Origin of the sequence: Streptomyces sp. ID05-39B (assembly GCF_033794725.1) — a bacterium.
Classification (GTDB): domain Bacteria; phylum Actinomycetota; class Actinomycetes; order Streptomycetales; family Streptomycetaceae; genus Streptomyces; species Streptomyces bobili.
Window position 1 is genome coordinate 24,903 of the sequence record NZ_JARGEF010000047.1, and the last position, 16,107, is coordinate 41,009.

Consider the following 16,107-nt stretch of genomic DNA (forward strand, 5'->3'; position numbering starts at 1 on the left):
GGGTTCGCACATTCGTTCCGGACGGTTCCGGGCGCGCGGCGCCGGGCAAGATCAACCACCGGGCCCCGTTTCCTGCGACGAAATGGCGGCGGCCGTGGTCGCGCCGGGTGGCGGGACATGCGGGCGTTCGCGTGGAAGTGCCGGGAGTGCCGTGCGGGTACGGCAGACTGGGGCGCGAGGACCGATGTTAAGGATGGGTATGCCGATCACACCTGCCACCGCGACGACCGGCTCGTCGAACGGCACCGCGGACGCGATTTTGCTGGAGCTGGTCGATGAGAACGGCGTGACGATCGGTACCGCGGAGAAGCTCGCGGCCCACCAGGCGCCGGGGCGGCTGCACCGGGCGTTCTCGGTGTTCCTCTTCGACGAGCGGGGGCGGCTGCTGCTCCAGCGGCGGGCGCTGGGCAAGTACCACTCCCCCGGCGTCTGGTCCAACACCTGCTGCGGTCATCCCTACCCGGGTGAGGCGCCCTTCGCGGCGGCCGCGCGGCGCACGTTCGAGGAGCTGGGGGTGTCCCCCTCGCTGATGGCGGAGGCGGGCACGGTCCGCTACAACCACCCCGACCCGGCCTCGGGCCTGGTGGAGCAGGAGTACAACCACCTGTTCGTCGGGATGGTGCAGTCCACGCCGCGGCCGGATCCGGAGGAGGTCGGCGACATCGTCTTCGTGACGCCCGCCGAGCTGGCGGAGCGGCATGCGAAGAACGTGTTCTCCTCCTGGTTCATGACCGTGCTGGACGCGGCCAGGCCGGCGGTACGGGAGCTGACGGGCCCCTCGGCCGGCTGGTGAAGGTGAACCGGAAGCTCTAGCGGATTCCCGCGGGTTTGAGCGGCAGGGCGGCCCAGATCACCTTGCCGCCGCCCGCGGTGTGCTCGACCTCGCACACCCCGCCGGCCTCCCGGGTGATCTCCCGTACCAGCAGCAGCCCCCGGCCGCCGGTCCGGCCGTGATCGGCCTCCAGTGCGGTCGGGCGGTAGGGGTGGTTGTCCTCGACGGACACCCGCACCCACTCGGCCCCGACGGCCACCTCCACCGCGAGCATCGGCGACAGCAGTGCCGCGTGCCGTACGGCGTTGGTCACCAGCTCGGAGACGATCAGCAGGAGGCCCTGGACCAGGTCGTCCGAGGCCGGTACCCCCTGCCGGTGCAGCAGGTCCCGTACGGCGTGTCTGGCCTGCGGGACCGAGGCGTCCTCGGCGGGCGCGGTGAACCGCCAGACGCCTTCGTACGGCAGCGGTTGCGGCTGCGGCGTCACCTGCGGCAGCGGTTGCGGCACTCTGTCGTCCGCAGGGCTGTCCGCGCTTTCGGGAGGTGCCCCCGTTTCGCCCTCGGGGCGTGGGCCGGGCCCACGCCCGTCGTTCTCCATCGTCCGGTCGCCGTCCTTGCGCTCGATTGTCACCACACGTCGAGTGTTGGTAACGCGGCGCTTCCCGCCGGATACCTGAACAGAAGTCAGCCGATATCGAGCACTCCCGACCGTTGAGGTCACCTCTCGCCGGAATTGCGACCGCTTCTGTCGTAGCCGTGCCACCTTCGCGCACTATTCGGGTTGTACGGGTTTGCCGGTGCGCTCGCCCGGTTCGTCCCCGGCGTCCGCCTCGCCGGCCATGCGGTCGGAGACCAGGCCCACGATGCGCCGTCCGCCGAAGCCGGTGGCGAGCAGCCCGAGGCCGTCGAAGAGGAGGGCGAGGGAGAAGAAGCAGCCGATGACGTACTGGCTGCTGCTCGGCCAGTCGATCAGCACCAGGATGCCCAGCAGCAGGTCGAAGGCGCCCAGCAGGAGCGTCCAGCCGAACTGCGAGCCCCGTACGACCATGCTGCCGACCAGCCGGAAGAGGCCGCCGGTGAGGAAGAGCAGGGCGGCGAACATGGTGAGTGCGGCGGCGGCCTCGTCGGGTTTGCGGATGACGACGACTCCGGCGGCGATGTTCAGGGCGGCCACGATGACGCCGAGCCAGAAGAAGCCGGTACCGCGGGCCTCGATGGCGTGCAGCAGGCCCACCGCGCCGCCGATCAGCAGCAGCCAGCCGAACAGCAGCATCGAGGTCAGCGTGGCGAGGCCGGTGTAGACGAGCCCGACGAGCCCGGCCACCACGAGGATCACCCCGAGCACGGCGAGCCGGCCGAACCCCCTGCGGAGCCTGTCCGCCTCGCCCTCGGGCCGGGGGGACGTGTCCATGGGCATCTCCTCGCGTCGGTCTTCCCTTCGACCCCTCCCCCTTTAGTCCCCTTTGCCCCCGATGACGTAACGCTCACCCGGCCGCGCTTGATCACGCGCCCGGCCGGACGGTTAGCATCCGGGCCATGGAGCCCGAACTGCTGCACGGTGTCACCGACGCTGTCGCCACCGTCGTCCTGCACCATCCGGCCAAGCGCAACGCCATGACGGCCGCGATGTGGCGGGCTCTGCCGCCACTGCTGGAGAAGCTGGCCGCCGATCCCGGCGTACGGGCGCTGGTGCTGACCGGCGCGGGCGGCACCTTCTGCGCGGGGGCCGACATCTCCACGCTCCAGGGCTCGCCGGACGACGCCCAGGCACTCGCCGTGCGGGCGGAGGAGGCCCTCGCCGCATTCCCCAAGCCGACGCTGGCCGCGGTGAAGGGGCACTGCGTGGGCGGGGGCTCGCAGCTCGCGGCCGCCTGCGATCTACGGTTCGCCGAGGAGGGCGCGCTGTTCGGGGTGACACCGGCCAAGCTGGGGATCGTCTACCCGTCCTCCGCGACCCGGCGGCTGGTGGCACTGGTGGGTCCGTCCACCGCCAAGTACCTGCTGTTCTCGGGTGAGTTGATCGACACGGAGCGGGCGCTGCACACAGGCCTGGTCGACGAGGTGCTGCCGTTTGGCGAACTCGACGCCAGGGTCGAGGACTTCACGCGCGTGCTGGTGTCCCGCTCGGGGCTGACGCAGGCCGCGGCGAAGGAGTTCGCGGACGGCCGTACGGACCGCGACGCCCACTGGTCGGCGCAGGCGCGCGGCAGCGGCGACACCGCGGAGGGGGTCGCCGCCTTCCTGGAGCGCAGGGAGCCGCGCTTCACCTGGACCCCGTCGGCCTGAGCCGGCTGCCGGTGCGGAACCTCTCGACGAGGTGCGCCGGTGCCTTGTGCGGTGATCCGGCGTCGTAGGGCGGCTGCGGGTCGTACTCGGTCAGCAGCTGGACGGCCTGGGCGTGTTCGTCGCCGGCGATCCGGCCGAGCAGGGTGAGGCCCATGTCGATGCCCGCGGAGACGCCGGCCGCGGTGACGTACTTGCCGTCGGTGACGACCCGCTCCTGTGCGGGCTCGGCGCCGAAGCGCTTCAGGTGGTCCAGGGCGAGCCAGTGCGAGGTGGCCCTTCGGCCCCGCAGGAGCCCGGCGGCGGCCAGGATCAAGGAGCCGGTGCACACCGAGGTCGTCCAGGTGCTGGTGGCGTCGGCCGCGCGGAGCCAGTCCAGCAGCACGGGGTTGTCCATCTGCGGGGTCTGGCCGGGGCCGCCGGGCACGACGACGAGGTCGGGGCGGGGCACCTCGGCGAGGGTCCGGTCGGCCGTGAGGGCGAGGTTGCCGGTGTCGGTGCGCACCGGGCCGGTCGTCTCGGCGACGAAGACGGTCGTCGCGTCGGGGAGGCGGCCGAGGGTCTCGTAGGGGCCTACGGCGTCCAGGGCGGTGAAGCGGTCGAAGAGGACGATGGCGATCTGCATGGGGCTGCCTTTCGAGGGGGCCGGTGGGCGTTCAGCGGACGGGGGCGGCCGGGCGGAAGCGGCGCCGGTACTCGGCCGGTGAGGTGGCGAGAGCCTTGACGAAGGCGCGTCGCATGGCCTCGGGGGTGCCGTAGCCACTGGCGCGGGAGACCTCCTCGACGCCGTCGCCGGTGTCCTCCAGCAGCCGGCGGGCGTGTTCGAGGCGGACCAGGTCGACGTAGCGGCCGGGCGTCAGGCCGGTCTCGGCGCGGAAGGCGCGGGCGAAGTGGCGGGGCGAGAGCAGGGCGCGGGCGGCGAGGGACTCGACGCTCAGGTCGCCGTCGGGGTGCTCGGTGATCCACCGCTGGACCTCGCGCAGCGGCTCGCGGCGGGCGCTCTGCGCGCGGAGCTGGGCGCTGAACTGGGCCTGGTTGCCGGGCCTGCGCAGGAAGACGACCAGGTGGCGGGCGACACCGAGCGCCACGTCCCGGCCCAGGTCCTCCTCGACCAGGGCGAGGGCGAGGTCGATGCCGGCGGTGACGCCGGCCGAGGTGGAGACGGGTCCGTCGCGCACGTAGACGGGCTCGGCGTCGACCTCGATCGCCGGGTGGTCGCGGGCGAGGGTGTCGGCGTACGCCCAGTGGGTCGTGGCGCGGCGGCCGTCGAGCAGGCCCGCCTCGGCGAGCAGGATCGCGCCGGTGCACACGGAGACGAGGCGCTCGGCGCGCGGGCCGTGCTCACGCAGCCAGTCGGTCAGCCGGGGGTCGGGCCCGCGGGTGCCCTGCCCGCCCGGCACCAGCAGGGTGTGCGGGTCGGGCGCGTCGGCGAGGGCGGTGTCCGGTACGAGGGTGAGGCCGCTGGAGGTGCGCACCGCACCGCCGTCCAGGGAGGCGGTGCGGACGCGGTAGGTGCCCGGGACGTACTTGTCGGCCCCAGCGAAGACCTCCACGGGACCGGTGATGTCGAGGCTCTGGACGTCGTCGAAGAGGACGACGAGGACGGTGCGCTGGGCCATGCGGTCGATTCTTCGCCGCCCCTGCGACGGCCGCAACGACGAAGGCCCCACCTTTCCTGCCATCCGGCCGGCCCGGACGCGGCATGGTCCGGCGCGGTCGAGGTACCCGTCGTCCGCCGGCCGGACGGCCGGGAGACGAAGGGAGAAGTCCGTGTTCCGTGCGATCGCAGACGTACTGCGGCAGATCGGTGGGGTCGTCGCCACCGTCGTGACCCTGCCCTTCCGGGCCGTGGCCCGGCTGTTCGGCGGGGCCTCCTCCACCACGCGGCGCGGGAGGGCCTGAGGCCCGCCGGTCCGCGCCCTGGCCCCCGGGTGTCGGCGCCGCCTGCCACAATTGCCGCGCAACCTCAGTGGAGAAGGCGGTACGGGAATCGTGACGACAGAGCTGCCACCCCTCGTAGGGTCCATCGAAGGCAGGATCGCCGGGGAACTCGGTGTACGGGAGCGGCAGGTGAGGTCCGCCGTGGAGCTGCTCGACGGCGGCTCGACGGTGCCCTTCATCGCCCGTTACCGCAAGGAAGCGACCGAGATGCTCGACGATGCGCAGTTGCGCACGCTCGAGGAGCGGCTGCGTTATCTGCGGGAGCTGGAGGAGCGCCGGACGGCGATCCTGGAGTCCGTGCGCGAGCAGGGCAAGCTGAGCGACGAGCTGGAGGCGCGGATCCGGGGCGCCGAGACCAAGGCGCGGCTGGAGGACATCTACCTGCCGTTCAAGCCGAAGCGGCGGACGAAGGCGCAGATCGCCCGCGAGGCGGGCCTGGAGCCGCTCGCCGACGGGCTGCTCGGCGACCCGTCGGTGGAGCCGCTCGCCGCGGCGGCCGCCTTCGTCGACGCCGGCAGGGGCGTCGCCGATCCGCAGGCCGCGCTGGACGGCGCGCGGGCGATCCTCACCGAGCGGTTCTCGGAGGACGCCGACCTGATCGGCGAACTGCGCGAGCGCATGTGGGTGCGGGGCCGGGTGGCGGCGAAGGTCCGGGACGGCAAGGAGGAGACGGGCGCGAAGTTCGCCGACTACTTCGACTTCGCCGAACCGTTCACCGCGCTGCCCTCGCACCGGATCCTGGCGATGCTGCGCGGTGAGAAGGAGGAGGTCCTCGACCTCGCCCTGGAGCCGGAGGAGCCGACGGACGGGCCGTCCTCGTACGAGGGGATCGTGGCGCACCGGTTCGGCATCACGGACCGCGGGCGACCGGGCGACAAGTGGCTCAAGGACACGGTCCGCTGGGCCTGGCGCACCCGCCTCCTCGTGCACCTCGGCATCGATCTGCGGCTCCGGCTGCGCACGGCCGCCGAGGACGAGGCGGTGAACGTCTTCGCGGCGAACCTGCGCGATCTGCTGCTCGCCGCCCCTGCGGGCACCCGCGCGACGCTCGGTCTGGACCCCGGCTTCCGTACGGGCGTGAAGGTCGCCGTCGTCGACGCGACCGGCAAGGTCGTCGCCACCGACGTGATCTATCCGCATGTCCCGGCCAACAAGTGGGACGAGGCGATCGCGAAGCTGGCGCGGCTGGCGAAGGAGCACGCGGTCGAACTGATCGCGATCGGCAACGGCACCGCGTCCCGCGAGACCGACAAACTCGCCGGTGAACTCATCGAACGGCATCCCGAGCTGAACGTCACCAAGGTGATGGTGTCGGAGGCCGGCGCGTCCGTGTACTCGGCGTCCGCGTTCGCCTCGCAGGAGCTGCCCGGCATGGACGTGTCGCTGCGCGGCGCGGTGTCGATCGCGCGCCGGCTCCAGGACCCGCTGGCCGAGCTGGTGAAGATCGACCCGAAGTCGATCGGGGTCGGCCAGTACCAGCACGACCTGTCCGAGCTGAAGCTGTCGCGTTCGCTGGACGCGGTGGTGGAGGACTGTGTGAACGGCGTCGGTGTCGACGTGAACACCGCCTCGGCCCCTCTGCTGGCCCGGGTCTCCGGCATCACCTCCGGTCTCGCCGAGAACATCGTGGCGCACCGGGACTCCAACGGGCCGTTCACGTCCCGGCAGTCGCTGAAGAAGGTGCCCAGGCTCGGCCCGAAGGCGTACGAGCAGTGCGCGGGCTTCCTGCGGATCCGCGGCGGCGACGATCCGCTGGACGCCTCCAGCGTGCACCCCGAGGCGTACCCGGTGGTGCGGCGGATGGTGAAGTCGTCCGGGGAGGGGGTCGCGTCGCTGGTGGGCAACACGGCGGTGCTGCGTTCGCTGCGGCCGGCCGACTTCGTGGACGAGAAGTTCGGTCTGCCGACCGTCTCCGACATCCTCAAGGAGCTGGAGAAGCCCGGCCGTGACCCGCGGCCCGCCTTCAGGACGGCCACCTTCAAGGAGGGTGTGGAGAAGATCTCCGACCTGGCGTCCGGGATGGTCCTGGAGGGCGTCGTCACCAACGTGGCGGCCTTCGGGGCGTTCATCGACATCGGCGTCCACCAGGACGGGCTGGCGCATGTCTCCGCTCTCTCCAGGACGTTCGTCAAGGACCCGCGGGACGTGGTCAAGCCCGGCGACATCGTCAAGGTGAAGGTCCTCGACATCGACATCCCGCGCAAGCGGATCTCACTGACGCTCCGGCTGGACGACGAGGCGGCCCCGAAGGGCGATGCGTCGGGCGAGGGACGGCCGCAGCGCGGCGGGCGGCCGCCGCAGCAGCGGCAGCAGGGCGGCGGGCAGCGTCAGCAGGGCGGTCAGCGCGGCGGCGGCCAGCGGGCCGCCGGCGGGCGACAGGCCCCGCCGCCGGCCAACAGCGCGATGGCGGACGCCCTGCGCCGGGCCGGACTGACCGACCCCAAGGGCAAGCGGTAACGCGACGGCGACGGGCCCGGTCCCCGCACTCCGCGGGGACCGGGCCCGTCGCTGTGGTGACCGGCTAGCGTTCCGTCACCTTGCCGTCGGCCACTTCCAGGCGGCGGGTGACGTGGACCGCGTCCAGCATGCGGCGGTCGTGGGTGACCAGCAGGAGGGTGCCCTCGTAGGCGTCCAGGGCCGACTCCAGCTGCTCGATCGCGGGGAGGTCCAGGTGGTTGGTCGGCTCGTCGAGGACGAGGAGGTTCACCCCCCTGCCCTGGAGGAGCGCGAGAGCGGCGCGGGTCCGCTCGCCGGGTGACAGGGTGGCCGCCGGGCGCAGCACATGGTCCGCCTTGAGGCCGAACTTGGCCAGCAGGGTGCGTACCTCCGCCGGTTCGGTGTCGGGGACGGCCGCGCCGAACGCGTCCAGCAGCGCCTCGGTGCCGTGGAACAGCTTGCGGGCCTGGTCGACCTCGCCCACCAGGACGCCCGAGCCGAGGGTGGCGTGCCCGGCGTCCAGCGGGACCCGGCCGAGGAGCGCGCCGAGCAGGGTGGACTTGCCCGCGCCGTTGGCGCCGGTCACCGCGACCCGGTCGGCCCAGTCGATCTGGAGGGTCACCGGGCCGAGGGCGAAGCCGCCGCGCCGCACCTCGGCGTCGCGCAGCGTCGCCACGACGGCGCCGGAGCGCGGGGCCGAGGCGATCTCCATGCGCAGGTCCCACTCCTTGCGCGGTTCGTCGACCACCTCCAGGCGTTCGATCATGCGCTGGGTCTGGCGGGCCTTCGCGGCCTGCTTCTCGCTGGCCTCGCTGCGGAACTTGCGGCCGATCTTGTCGTTGTCGTTGGCCGCCTTGCGACGCGCGTTCTTCACGCCCTTGTCCATCCAGGAGCGCTGGGTCTGCGCGCGGTCCTGGAGGGCGGCCTTCTTGTCGGCGAACTCCTCGTAGTCGTCGCGGGCGTGCCGGCGGGCCACGTCCCGCTCCTCCAGGTAGGCGTCGTAGCCGCCGCCGTAGAGCCTGATCTGCTGCTGGGCGAGGTCGAGTTCGAGGACCTTGGTGACGGTGCGGGTGAGGAACTCGCGGTCGTGGCTGACCACGACGGTGCCGGCGCGCAGGCCGGTCACGAAGCGTTCGAGGCGCTCCAGGCCGTCCAGGTCCAGGTCGTTGGTCGGCTCGTCGAGGAGGAAGACGTCGTAGCGGGACAGCAGGAGGGAGGCGAGGCCCACGCGGGCCGCCTGACCGCCGGACAGGGAGGTCATCGGCTGGTCCAGGCCGACGCCGAGGCCGAGGGAGCCGGCGATCTCCTCGGCGCGCTCGTCGAGGTCGGCGCCGCCGAGGTCGAGCCAGCGCTCCAGGCTCGTCGCGTACGCGTCGTCGGAGCCCGGCGCCCCGTCGACGAGGGCCTGGGTGGCCTCGTCCATGGTCCGCTGGGCCTCGGCGACACCGGTACGGCGGGCGAGGAAGTCCCGCACGCTCTCCCCGGGGCGGCGCTCGGGCTCCTGGGGCAGGTGGCCGACGGTCGCGGTCGGCGGGGACAGGCGCAGTTCGCCCTGCTCCGGGGCGGTGAGCCCGGCGAGGAGTGTCAGCAGGGTGGACTTGCCCGCGCCGTTGGCTCCGACCAGCCCGATCACGTCCCCGGGGGCGACGACGAGGTCGAGCCCGGAGAAGAGGGAGCGGTCGCCGTGGCCGGCGGCGAGGTTCTTGGCGACGAGGGTGGCAGTCATCAGACGGTAGATCCTAGTCGGCCCCGTGGTGTCGCGGTCACGGCGGTTTCGCCCCGTCGCCCGGCGGGCGGTGAACGGCTACCGTCCGTGCGTGGACACTGAGCGCAGCGGCGATGTGATCGTGGTCGGGGGCGGGGTCGTGGGGCTGGCGACGGCGGTCGTCCTCGCCGAGCGGGGGCGGCGGGTCCGGGTGTGGACCCGTGATCCGGTGGAGCGGACGACCTCGGCGGTCGCGGGCGCCCTGTGGTGGCCGTACCACATAGAGCCGGTCGCGTCGGCGAGGACGTGGGCGCTGCGCTCCCTGGAGGTGTACGAGGAGCTGGCGGAGCGGCCGGAGACGACCGGGGTGCGGCTGGTCGAAGGGGTGATGGGCGAGACGGACCTGGACGACGTCGAGGGCTGGGCCGCCGGCCGGCTCGCGGGGCTGCGCCGGGCGACGGCGGCGGAGTACGCCGGCGGGAACGCCGTCCGGGCCCGGCTGCCGCTGATCGACATGGCGGCCCATCTGCCCTGGCTGCGCGAGCGGCTGCGACGCGCGGGCGGCACGGTCGAGGAGCGCACGGTCCGGGATCTGGCCGAGGCGGACGCGCCGGTGGTGGTCAACTGCACCGGCCTGGGCGCCCGTGACCTGGCCGCGGACCCGTCCGTACGGCCCGTGCGCGGGCAGCTGGTCGTCGTGGAGAACCCGGGTGTCCGCACCTGGCTCGTGTCGACGACGCCCGAGGGGGAGACGGCCTACCTCTTCCCGCAGCCGGGGCGGCTGCTGCTGGGCGGTACGGCCGAGGACGACGTGTGGTCCCTGGAGCCGGACCCGGCGGTGGCGGCGGCGATCGTACGGCGCTGTGCGGCGCTGCGGCCGGAGGTCGCCGGGGCCCGGGTGCTGGAGCACCGGGTGGGGCTGCGGCCGGTCCGGCCCGCGGTGCGGCTGGAGCGGGAGGTGCTGCCGGACGGGCGGGTGGTGGTGCACCACTACGGGCACGGCGGGGCGGGGGTGACCGTGGCGTGGGGATGCGCGGAGGAGGCGGCCGGGCTGGCCGCACCCTCCTGAGCCGATGCCCTGCGAGGGGCCTCGGAACGGTTCGTACGGGCCGGGCGGACGCCGACGCGTTCGGGCGCCGAGCGGGGCTCAGGCGGTGCGGCTGCCGCGGGCCGCGCGGGCGAGCAGCTCCGCCGCCCCGATGGCGTCCGCTTCTGTCGACCCCACCGTGCAGGCGTAGGCCCCCGCGATCGCCCCGTACTCGGCGCATCTGTGCGGGGGTTCGCCGGTGAGGCGGCCGTAGAGGAAGGCGGCGGCGAAGGCGTCCCCCGCGCCGTTGCTGTCCACGACCGGAGCCGGGGGCTCCGCCGGCGGTACGTGGGTCAGCGCGCCGTCGGCGAGCAGGTACGCGCCCTCGGCGCCGGCCGTGGCGACGACCACTTCGGCGCGGCCCCGTTCGGCGACGTGGCGCATGGTCCGCTCGGGGTCGGCGAGGGCGGCCGTGGAGAGGAAGACGACGTCGGCGGTGTGGGCGAAGGGCTCGTGGTAGGGGTTGTCGCCGTCCCAGTTGTGCAGATCGGTGGAGAGGCTCACGCCGGTCTCCCGCAGGGTGGGCAGGGCGTCGGCGCAGGGGTGGGTGACGGACACGTGCGCGTGCCGGCTCGCGCCGGCGAGGGTGCGCAGGGCGTCGTCGGGGAACCGGTCGTCGGGGTGGGCGCGGCTGGTGTCGTACAGGGAGAGGCGCCGGCCGTCGGGGCCGACCAGGTTGACGGCGCGTTTGGTGCCGGCGGGCTGCGGGACCGCGGTCAGGGCGATGCCCCTGTCCTGGTGCAGGGCGCGCACCAGGTCGCCCTCGGGGTCGTCGCCGAGGAAGTCGAGGTGGTGGGTGCGCAGGCCGAGGGTGCTCAGTCCGAGTGCGACGAAGTCGCCCGTCTGTCCGGCCCGGGTGCGGACCCCGCTGTCGATCAGGTAGCTGTCGGCGTAGGGGAGCGGCAGCTCCGGCACGTGCACGATGGTGTCCACACCCGCGCCGCCCAGCACGAGTACATCGATGTCCCGGCTCACTTCGCTCCCTCCCCGTGGTCGTGGACCGTGACCGCGATCCCCCGCGCCACGAGCCGCCCGAGGATCAGCGGCTCGACGCGGGACCACTTGCCGCCTGCCAGCCCGCAGCCTATGCGGGGCATGTGGACGGAGGCCCCGAGTGCGGCGGCCTCGCCCGCCAGGCGGTCCAGCGCCGCGTCGATGGCCTCGTAGCGCACGGGGACGCCCTTGCTGCCCGTGCGGACGCCGCGCTGGCCGATCATGTTGGCCACCCACACGTACGGCTCGACCTGGACGAGCTGGACGGCACCCAGCCCGAAGTCGTTCGACGCGCGCTCGCGGTGCCAGGCGCGGTAGGCCCGCTCCGGCTCTGGCCAGCGGCGCGACAGTGCCAGCACGAAGCCCTTGCCCCATCCCCCGATGTCGTTGCAGACATGGGCGATCACCTTGACGCCCTTCACCGACGGCACGGTGGCGTCACCCCGGACATAAGTGATCTCCGACATGACGCCACCGTAGGCGATGCCACTGACAGTGGCCCGGGCCCGCCGCTTCGTCACTTCCCGGGTTTCACAGCACTGGTGTGACAGCGATACTGCTGCACATGACGATCGAGACCGAGGAGCCGGCCCTCACGGTCGACGAGCTGGCCGCGCGCGCGGGGGTCACCGTGCGCACGGTGCGCTTCTACAGCACGAAGGGGCTGCTGCCGCCGCCGGTGATCGGTCCGCGCCGGGTGGGGCACTACGGCCCCGAGCACCTCGCGCGCCTCGCGCTGATCGAGGAGCTGCGGCGGCAGGGCCTGACGCTGGCGGCGATCGAGCGCTATCTGGACCGGCTGCCGCCCGGCCTGGACGCCCACGACCTCGCCGTGCACCGCGCGGTGGTGGCGTCCTGGGCGCCGGACAGCGTGGAGACGGTGACCGGGGAGGAGCTGCGGCGGCGGGCGGGGCGGGCGCTGGACGAGGCGGACGTGGAGCGGCTCGCCGCGATGGGCGTGCTGGGCGAGGGGGCCGGCGACGACTCGTACCGCGTCGACGCCGGGCTCCTCAGGCTGGGCGTCCGCCTCCTGGACGTACCACTGTCGCAGGAGGCGATCCTGGCCGCCCGCACCGTGCTGGTGGACCATGCGCGGGCCGCGGCCCACGAGTTGTCGCGGCTGCTGCGGGAGGACGTGTCGGAGCGGGACGCTCAGGCGGTGCGGTCGCTGTCGGCGCACATGCAGCCGCTGGTCGTGCAGGCGCTGCTGACGGCGTTCCAGCGCTCGCTCACCCACGAGGTGCGGGAGTGGCTCGGGGAGCCGCCGGAGTCGGACGGCTCCCCGTGACGGGCGCGGTGGCTCAGCGCGCGTCGGTGAAGGTCTCGCCCCTCTCCGCCTTCTCCACAAGGAGTGCGGGCGGGGTGAAGCGGTCGCCGTAGCGCTCGGCGAGTTCCCGCGCGCGGGCCACGAATCCGGGCAGGCCGCCGTCGTAGCCGTTGATGTACTGCAGGACTCCTCCGGTCCAGCCGGGGAAGCCGATGCCGAACAGGGAGCCGATGTTGGCGTCGGCGACGGACGTCAGGACGCCTTCCTCCAGGAGCCTGACGGTGTCGAGGGCCTCGGAGAAGAGCATGCGTTCCTGCATGTCGGGGAAGGGGATGCGTGCGTCCTCACGGGTGAAGTGCTCGCGCAGGCCCGGCCACAGGCCCACCCGCCCGCCGTCCTCGTCGTACTCGTAGAAGCCGGCGCCGCCGCTGCGGCCGGTGCGGCCGAACTCGTCGACCATGCGGTCGATGACGGCCTCGGCGGGGTGGCCGGGCCAGGTCCCGCCGGCCTCCTCGACGGCCCGCTTCGACTCGTTGCGGATCTTCCGCGGCAGGGTCAGCGTCAGTTCGTCCATCAGGGACAGGACCTTGGCCGGGTAGCCGGCCTGGGCCGCCGCCTGCTCCACGGACGCGGGTTCGATGCCCTCGCCGACCATGGCGACGCCCTCGTTGATGAAGTGGCCGATGACCCGTGAGGTGAAGAAGCCGCGCGAGTCGTTGACGACGATCGGCGTCTTCTTGATCTGCCGGACCAGGTCGAAGGCGCGGGCGAGTGCCTCGTCGCCGGTGCGTTCGCCCCTGATGATCTCGACGAGCGGCATCTTGTCGACGGGCGAGAAGAAGTGCAGGCCGACGAAGTCGCCCTGCCGCTCGACGCCCTCGGCGAGGACGGTGATCGGGAGGGTGGAGGTGTTGGAGCAGAGCAGGGCGTCCGGCTCGACGATGTGCTGGATCTCCTGGAACACCTTGTGCTTGAGGGAGGTGTCCTCGAAGACGGCCTCGATGACGGCGTCGCAGCCGGCCAGGTCCTGCGGGTCCGCGGTGGGCGTGATGCGGGCGAGCAGCGCGTCCGCCTTCTCCTGGCTGCTGCGACCGCGGGAGACGGCCTTGGCGCAGAGCTTCTCGGAGTACGCCTTGCCCTTGAGGGCCGCTTCGAGGGAGACGTCCTTGAGGACGACGTCGATGCCCGCGCGGGCGGCCGAGTAGGCGATGCCGGCGCCCATCATGCCGGCGCCGAGGACGGCCACCTTGCGGATCTGGCGGGGCGCGACGCCCTGGGGCCTGCTGACGCCGGAGTTGACGGCCTGGAGGTCGAAGAAGAAGGCCTGGATCATGTTCTTCGAGGTCTGGCCCGCGGCCAGTTCCACGAAGTAGCGGGCCTCGATGACCTGTGCGGTCTCGAAGTCGACCTGGGCGCCCTCGACGGCGGCGGCGAGGATGCTGCGGGGCGCCGGGTAGGGGGCGCCGCCCGTCTGCTTGCGCAGGGTGGCGGGGAAGGCGGGCAGGTTCGCCGCGAACTTGGGGTTCGCGGGGGTGCCGCCGGGGATGCGGTGGCCGGGCCGGTCCCAGGGCTGCTGCGACTCGGGGTGGGCGTCGACGAAGGCGCGGGCCTTGGCGAGCATCTCCTCGGGGGTGTCGGCGACCTCGTCGACCAGGCCGTTCTCCAGGGCGCGTCGCGGGCTGTACTGGGTGCCCTGGAGGAGGACCTTGAGGAGGGCGTCGGCGATGCCGAGCAGGCGGACCGTGCGGACGACGCCGCCGCCTCCGGGGAGCAGGCCGAGGGTGACCTCGGGGCAGCCGACCTTCGCGCCTGGCGCGTCCAGGGCGATCCGGTGGTGACAGGCGAGGGCGAGTTCGTAACCGCCGCCGAGGGCCGCGCCGTTGAGGGCGGCGACGACGGGCTTGCCGAGGGTCTCGATGCGGCGCAGGTTGCGCTTGATCTCCAGGCCGCCGTCGAAGAGTTCCTGGGCGGTGTCGGGGGTGACGCGGATCAGGTCGCGCAGGTCGCCGCCGGCGAAGAAGGTCTTCTTCGCGGAGGTGATGATGACGCCCCGGACGGTGTCCTTCTCGGCCTCCAGGCGGTCGGTGACCGCCGCGAGGGAGGCGCGGAAGGCCTGGTTCATGGTGTTCGCGGACTGGTCGGGGTCGTCGAGGACGAGGGTGACGAGGCCGGTGCGGTCCTGTTCCCAGCGGATGGTGGTGCTCTGTGTCATGACAGGGTCTCCGTTGAAGTCTCTTGGCTGCGCCGGGGTGGTCAGACGCGTTCGACGATCGTGGCGATGCCCATGCCGCCGCCCACGCACAGCGTGGCGAGGCCGTAGCGCTTGTCCTGGCGTTCCAGTTCGTCGACGAGCGTGCCGAGGATCATGGCGCCGGTGGCGCCGAGGGGGTGGCCGAGGGCGATCGCGCCGCCGTTGACGTTGACCTTGTCCAGGGACAGGCCCATGTCCCGCGCGAACCGCAGGACGACCGCCGCGAAGGCCTCGTTGATCTCGACGAGGTCGATGTCGTCGATGGTCAGGCCGGCCTTGGCGAGGGCCTTGCGGGTGGCGGGCGCCGGACCGGTGAGCATGATCGTGGGCTCGGAGCCGGAGACGGCCGCGGAGACGATCCGCGCGCGCGGGGTGAGGCCGTACCGCTCGCCGGTCTCCTTGGAGCCGACCGCGACGAGCGAGGCGCCGTCGACGATGCCGGAGGAGTTGCCCGCGTGGTGGACGTGGTCGATCTTCTCCACCCAGTGGTACTTCTGCAGCGCCACGGCGTCGAAGCCGCCCAGTTCGCCGATGTCGGCGAAGGAGGGCTTGAGCCTGGCGAGGGAGTCGGCGGTGGTGCCGGGGCGCGGGTGCTCGTCGCGGTCGAGGACGACGAGGCCGCTGCGGTCCCTCACCGGCACGACGGAGCGGTCGAAGCGGCCCTCCTTGACGGCGGTGGCCGCGCGCTCCTGGGAGAGCGCGGCGTACTCGTCGACGTCCCGGCGGGAGAAGCCCTCGATGGTGGCGATGAGGTCGGCGCCGATGCCCTGCGGCACGAAGTTCACGGCGAGGTTGGTCATCGGGTCGTTGAACCAGGCGCCGCCGTCGGAGGCCATCGGCACCCGGGACATCGACTCCACGCCGCCCGCCAGGACCAGGTCCTCCCAGCCCGAACGGACCTTCATGGCGGCCAGGTTGACGGCCTCCAGACCGGAGGCGCAGAAGCGGTTCTCCTGTACGCCCGCCACGGTGTCCGGAAGCCCGGCGGCGATCGCGGCGATCCTGGCGATGTCGGAGCCCTGGTCGCCGACCGGGCCGACGACGCCGAGCACGATGTCGTCGATGGCGGCCGGGTCCAGGCCGGGGAAGCGCTCGCGCAGCTCGTGGATGAGCCCGACGACGAGGTCGATGGGCTTCGTGCCGTGCAGGGCGCCGCCTGCCTTGCCGCGCCCGCGCGGGGTGCGGATCGCGTCGTAGACGTACGCTTCGGTGCTCACGGGGAGGCCTTTCGGTGAGGGTCGGGGAGCTGGTGTTCTCGGGGTCCGGCGAGCCGGGGCAGGTCCCAGTCGCGGGCCACGGCGGCGGTGTCGGCGCCGGGCCGTGCGGGCCCGCCGCGCACGGTGGTGGGCGTCGCGGAGAAGCGGGGGGCGGG

Annotated in this window: 15 protein-coding genes and 1 pseudogene; 6 read left to right on the forward strand and 10 right to left on the reverse strand. The window is 73.0% G+C overall.

Annotation, left to right across the window (positions count from 1 at the left end; translation table 11 throughout):
* Positions 1-199: 199 nt before the first annotated feature.
* The gene (gene idi / locus P1P75_RS13445; RefSeq protein ID WP_319254921.1) at positions 200-793 is read left to right on the forward strand and encodes an isopentenyl-diphosphate Delta-isomerase; all 594 of its coding nucleotides are present in this window, start codon (positions 200-202) and stop codon (positions 791-793) included.
* A gap of 16 nt (positions 794-809) precedes the next feature.
* Here idi and P1P75_RS13450 read toward each other — a convergent pair whose 3' ends face one another.
* Both P1P75_RS13450 and P1P75_RS13455 read right to left on the reverse strand, forming a co-directional pair.
* A complete protein-coding gene (locus tag P1P75_RS13450) occupies positions 810-1,370 on the reverse strand; it encodes an ATP-binding protein (protein WP_319254949.1) in 561 nt (186 codons plus the stop codon).
* Positions 1,371-1,544: 174 nt separating this feature from the next.
* Positions 1,545-2,183, reverse strand: a complete 639-nt coding sequence (locus P1P75_RS13455; RefSeq protein WP_319254923.1) for a DUF308 domain-containing protein — start codon at positions 2,181-2,183, stop codon at positions 1,545-1,547.
* A gap of 125 nt (positions 2,184-2,308) precedes the next feature.
* Between P1P75_RS13455 and P1P75_RS13460 the strand changes: the two genes are divergently transcribed.
* Positions 2,309-3,058: an enoyl-CoA hydratase/isomerase family protein gene (locus tag P1P75_RS13460; protein WP_319254925.1), complete on the forward strand. Its 750-nt coding sequence runs from the start codon at positions 2,309-2,311 to the stop codon at positions 3,056-3,058.
* On the opposite strand, the gene P1P75_RS13465 is transcribed toward P1P75_RS13460, so the two are convergent.
* Positions 3,036-3,680: a DJ-1/PfpI family protein gene (locus P1P75_RS13465; protein WP_319254927.1), complete on the reverse strand. Its 645-nt coding sequence runs from the start codon at positions 3,678-3,680 to the stop codon at positions 3,036-3,038. The genes P1P75_RS13460 and P1P75_RS13465 overlap by 23 nt on opposite strands.
* Positions 3,681-3,711: 31 nt before the next feature.
* Complete coding sequence (locus P1P75_RS13470) at positions 3,712-4,674, reverse strand: GlxA family transcriptional regulator (protein WP_319254929.1); 963 nt, start codon at positions 4,672-4,674, stop codon at positions 3,712-3,714.
* Positions 4,675-4,825: 151 nt separating this feature from the next.
* Here P1P75_RS13470 and P1P75_RS13475 point away from each other — a divergent pair, with 151 nt between their 5' ends.
* A complete protein-coding gene (locus P1P75_RS13475) occupies positions 4,826-4,957 on the forward strand; it encodes an LPFR motif small protein (RefSeq protein ID WP_319254931.1) in 132 nt (43 codons plus the stop codon).
* Positions 4,958-5,047: 90 nt separating this feature from the next.
* Positions 5,048-7,453, forward strand: coding sequence for a Tex family protein (locus P1P75_RS13480; RefSeq protein ID WP_319254933.1), 2,406 nt, complete (start codon positions 5,048-5,050; stop codon positions 7,451-7,453).
* A gap of 64 nt (positions 7,454-7,517) precedes the next feature.
* On the opposite strand, the gene P1P75_RS13485 is transcribed toward P1P75_RS13480, so the two are convergent.
* On the reverse strand, positions 7,518-9,158 hold the full coding sequence (locus P1P75_RS13485; RefSeq protein WP_319254935.1) for an ABC-F family ATP-binding cassette domain-containing protein: 1,641 nt from the start codon (positions 9,156-9,158) through the stop codon (positions 7,518-7,520).
* A gap of 91 nt (positions 9,159-9,249) precedes the next feature.
* Here P1P75_RS13485 and P1P75_RS13490 point away from each other — a divergent pair, with 91 nt between their 5' ends.
* Positions 9,250-10,206 carry an FAD-dependent oxidoreductase gene (locus P1P75_RS13490; protein ID WP_319254937.1) on the forward strand — a complete coding sequence of 319 codons (957 nt, stop codon included), beginning with the start codon at positions 9,250-9,252 and terminating at the stop codon, positions 10,204-10,206.
* Positions 10,207-10,284: 78 nt separating this feature from the next.
* On the opposite strand, the gene P1P75_RS13495 is transcribed toward P1P75_RS13490, so the two are convergent.
* Positions 10,285-11,199 carry a PfkB family carbohydrate kinase gene (locus P1P75_RS13495; protein WP_319254939.1) on the reverse strand — a complete coding sequence of 305 codons (915 nt, stop codon included), beginning with the start codon at positions 11,197-11,199 and terminating at the stop codon, positions 10,285-10,287.
* Entirely contained in the window at positions 11,196-11,684 is a 489-nt protein-coding gene (locus tag P1P75_RS13500; protein ID WP_319254941.1) for a macro domain-containing protein, read from the reverse strand. The genes P1P75_RS13495 and P1P75_RS13500 overlap by 4 nt, the downstream gene beginning before the upstream one ends.
* Positions 11,685-11,782: 98 nt before the next feature.
* Here P1P75_RS13500 and P1P75_RS13505 point away from each other — a divergent pair, with 98 nt between their 5' ends.
* Entirely contained in the window at positions 11,783-12,505 is a 723-nt protein-coding gene (locus P1P75_RS13505) for a MerR family transcriptional regulator (protein WP_319254943.1), read from the forward strand.
* Positions 12,506-12,518: 13 nt separating this feature from the next.
* Here the strand turns inward: P1P75_RS13505 and P1P75_RS13510 are convergent, their stop codons facing one another.
* The 3 genes and pseudogenes from P1P75_RS13510 to P1P75_RS13520 form a co-directional block, all read right to left on the reverse strand.
* The gene (locus tag P1P75_RS13510) at positions 12,519-14,696 is read right to left on the reverse strand and encodes a 3-hydroxyacyl-CoA dehydrogenase NAD-binding domain-containing protein (RefSeq protein WP_319254945.1); all 2,178 of its coding nucleotides are present in this window, start codon (positions 14,694-14,696) and stop codon (positions 12,519-12,521) included.
* Between the two features lie 41 nt (positions 14,697-14,737).
* Positions 14,738-15,952 (reverse strand): acetyl-CoA C-acetyltransferase, encoded by a 1,215-nt coding sequence (locus tag P1P75_RS13515; protein ID WP_266465195.1) that lies wholly within the window; start codon positions 15,950-15,952, stop codon positions 14,738-14,740.
* Positions 15,949-16,107 (reverse strand): annotated as a pseudogene (locus tag P1P75_RS13520) (CoA transferase); the annotation flags it as partial. The gene P1P75_RS13515 and the pseudogene P1P75_RS13520, both read right to left, overlap by 4 nt.

What these genes read in the sequence shown, in the direction of transcription:
- P1P75_RS13505 (WP_319254943.1), top strand. Translation starts at nt 11,783, where the DNA reads ATGACGATCGAGACCGAGGAGCCGGCCCTCACGGTCGACGAGCTGGCC.
- P1P75_RS13485 (WP_319254935.1), bottom strand. Translation starts at nt 9,158, where the DNA reads ATGACTGCCACCCTCGTCGCCAAGAACCTCGCCGCCGGCCACGGCGAC.
- P1P75_RS13460 (WP_319254925.1), top strand. Translation starts at nt 2,309, where the DNA reads ATGGAGCCCGAACTGCTGCACGGTGTCACCGACGCTGTCGCCACCGTC.
- P1P75_RS13465 (WP_319254927.1), bottom strand. Translation starts at nt 3,680, where the DNA reads ATGCAGATCGCCATCGTCCTCTTCGACCGCTTCACCGCCCTGGACGCC.
- P1P75_RS13450 (WP_319254949.1), bottom strand. Translation starts at nt 1,370, where the DNA reads ATGGAGAACGACGGGCGTGGGCCCGGCCCACGCCCCGAGGGCGAAACG.
- P1P75_RS13500 (WP_319254941.1), bottom strand. Translation starts at nt 11,684, where the DNA reads ATGTCGGAGATCACTTATGTCCGGGGTGACGCCACCGTGCCGTCGGTG.
- P1P75_RS13455 (WP_319254923.1), bottom strand. Translation starts at nt 2,183, where the DNA reads ATGGACACGTCCCCCCGGCCCGAGGGCGAGGCGGACAGGCTCCGCAGG.
- P1P75_RS13470 (WP_319254929.1), bottom strand. Translation starts at nt 4,674, where the DNA reads ATGGCCCAGCGCACCGTCCTCGTCGTCCTCTTCGACGACGTCCAGAGC.
- P1P75_RS13510 (WP_319254945.1), bottom strand. Translation starts at nt 14,696, where the DNA reads ATGACACAGAGCACCACCATCCGCTGGGAACAGGACCGCACCGGCCTC.
- idi (WP_319254921.1), top strand. Translation starts at nt 200, where the DNA reads ATGCCGATCACACCTGCCACCGCGACGACCGGCTCGTCGAACGGCACC.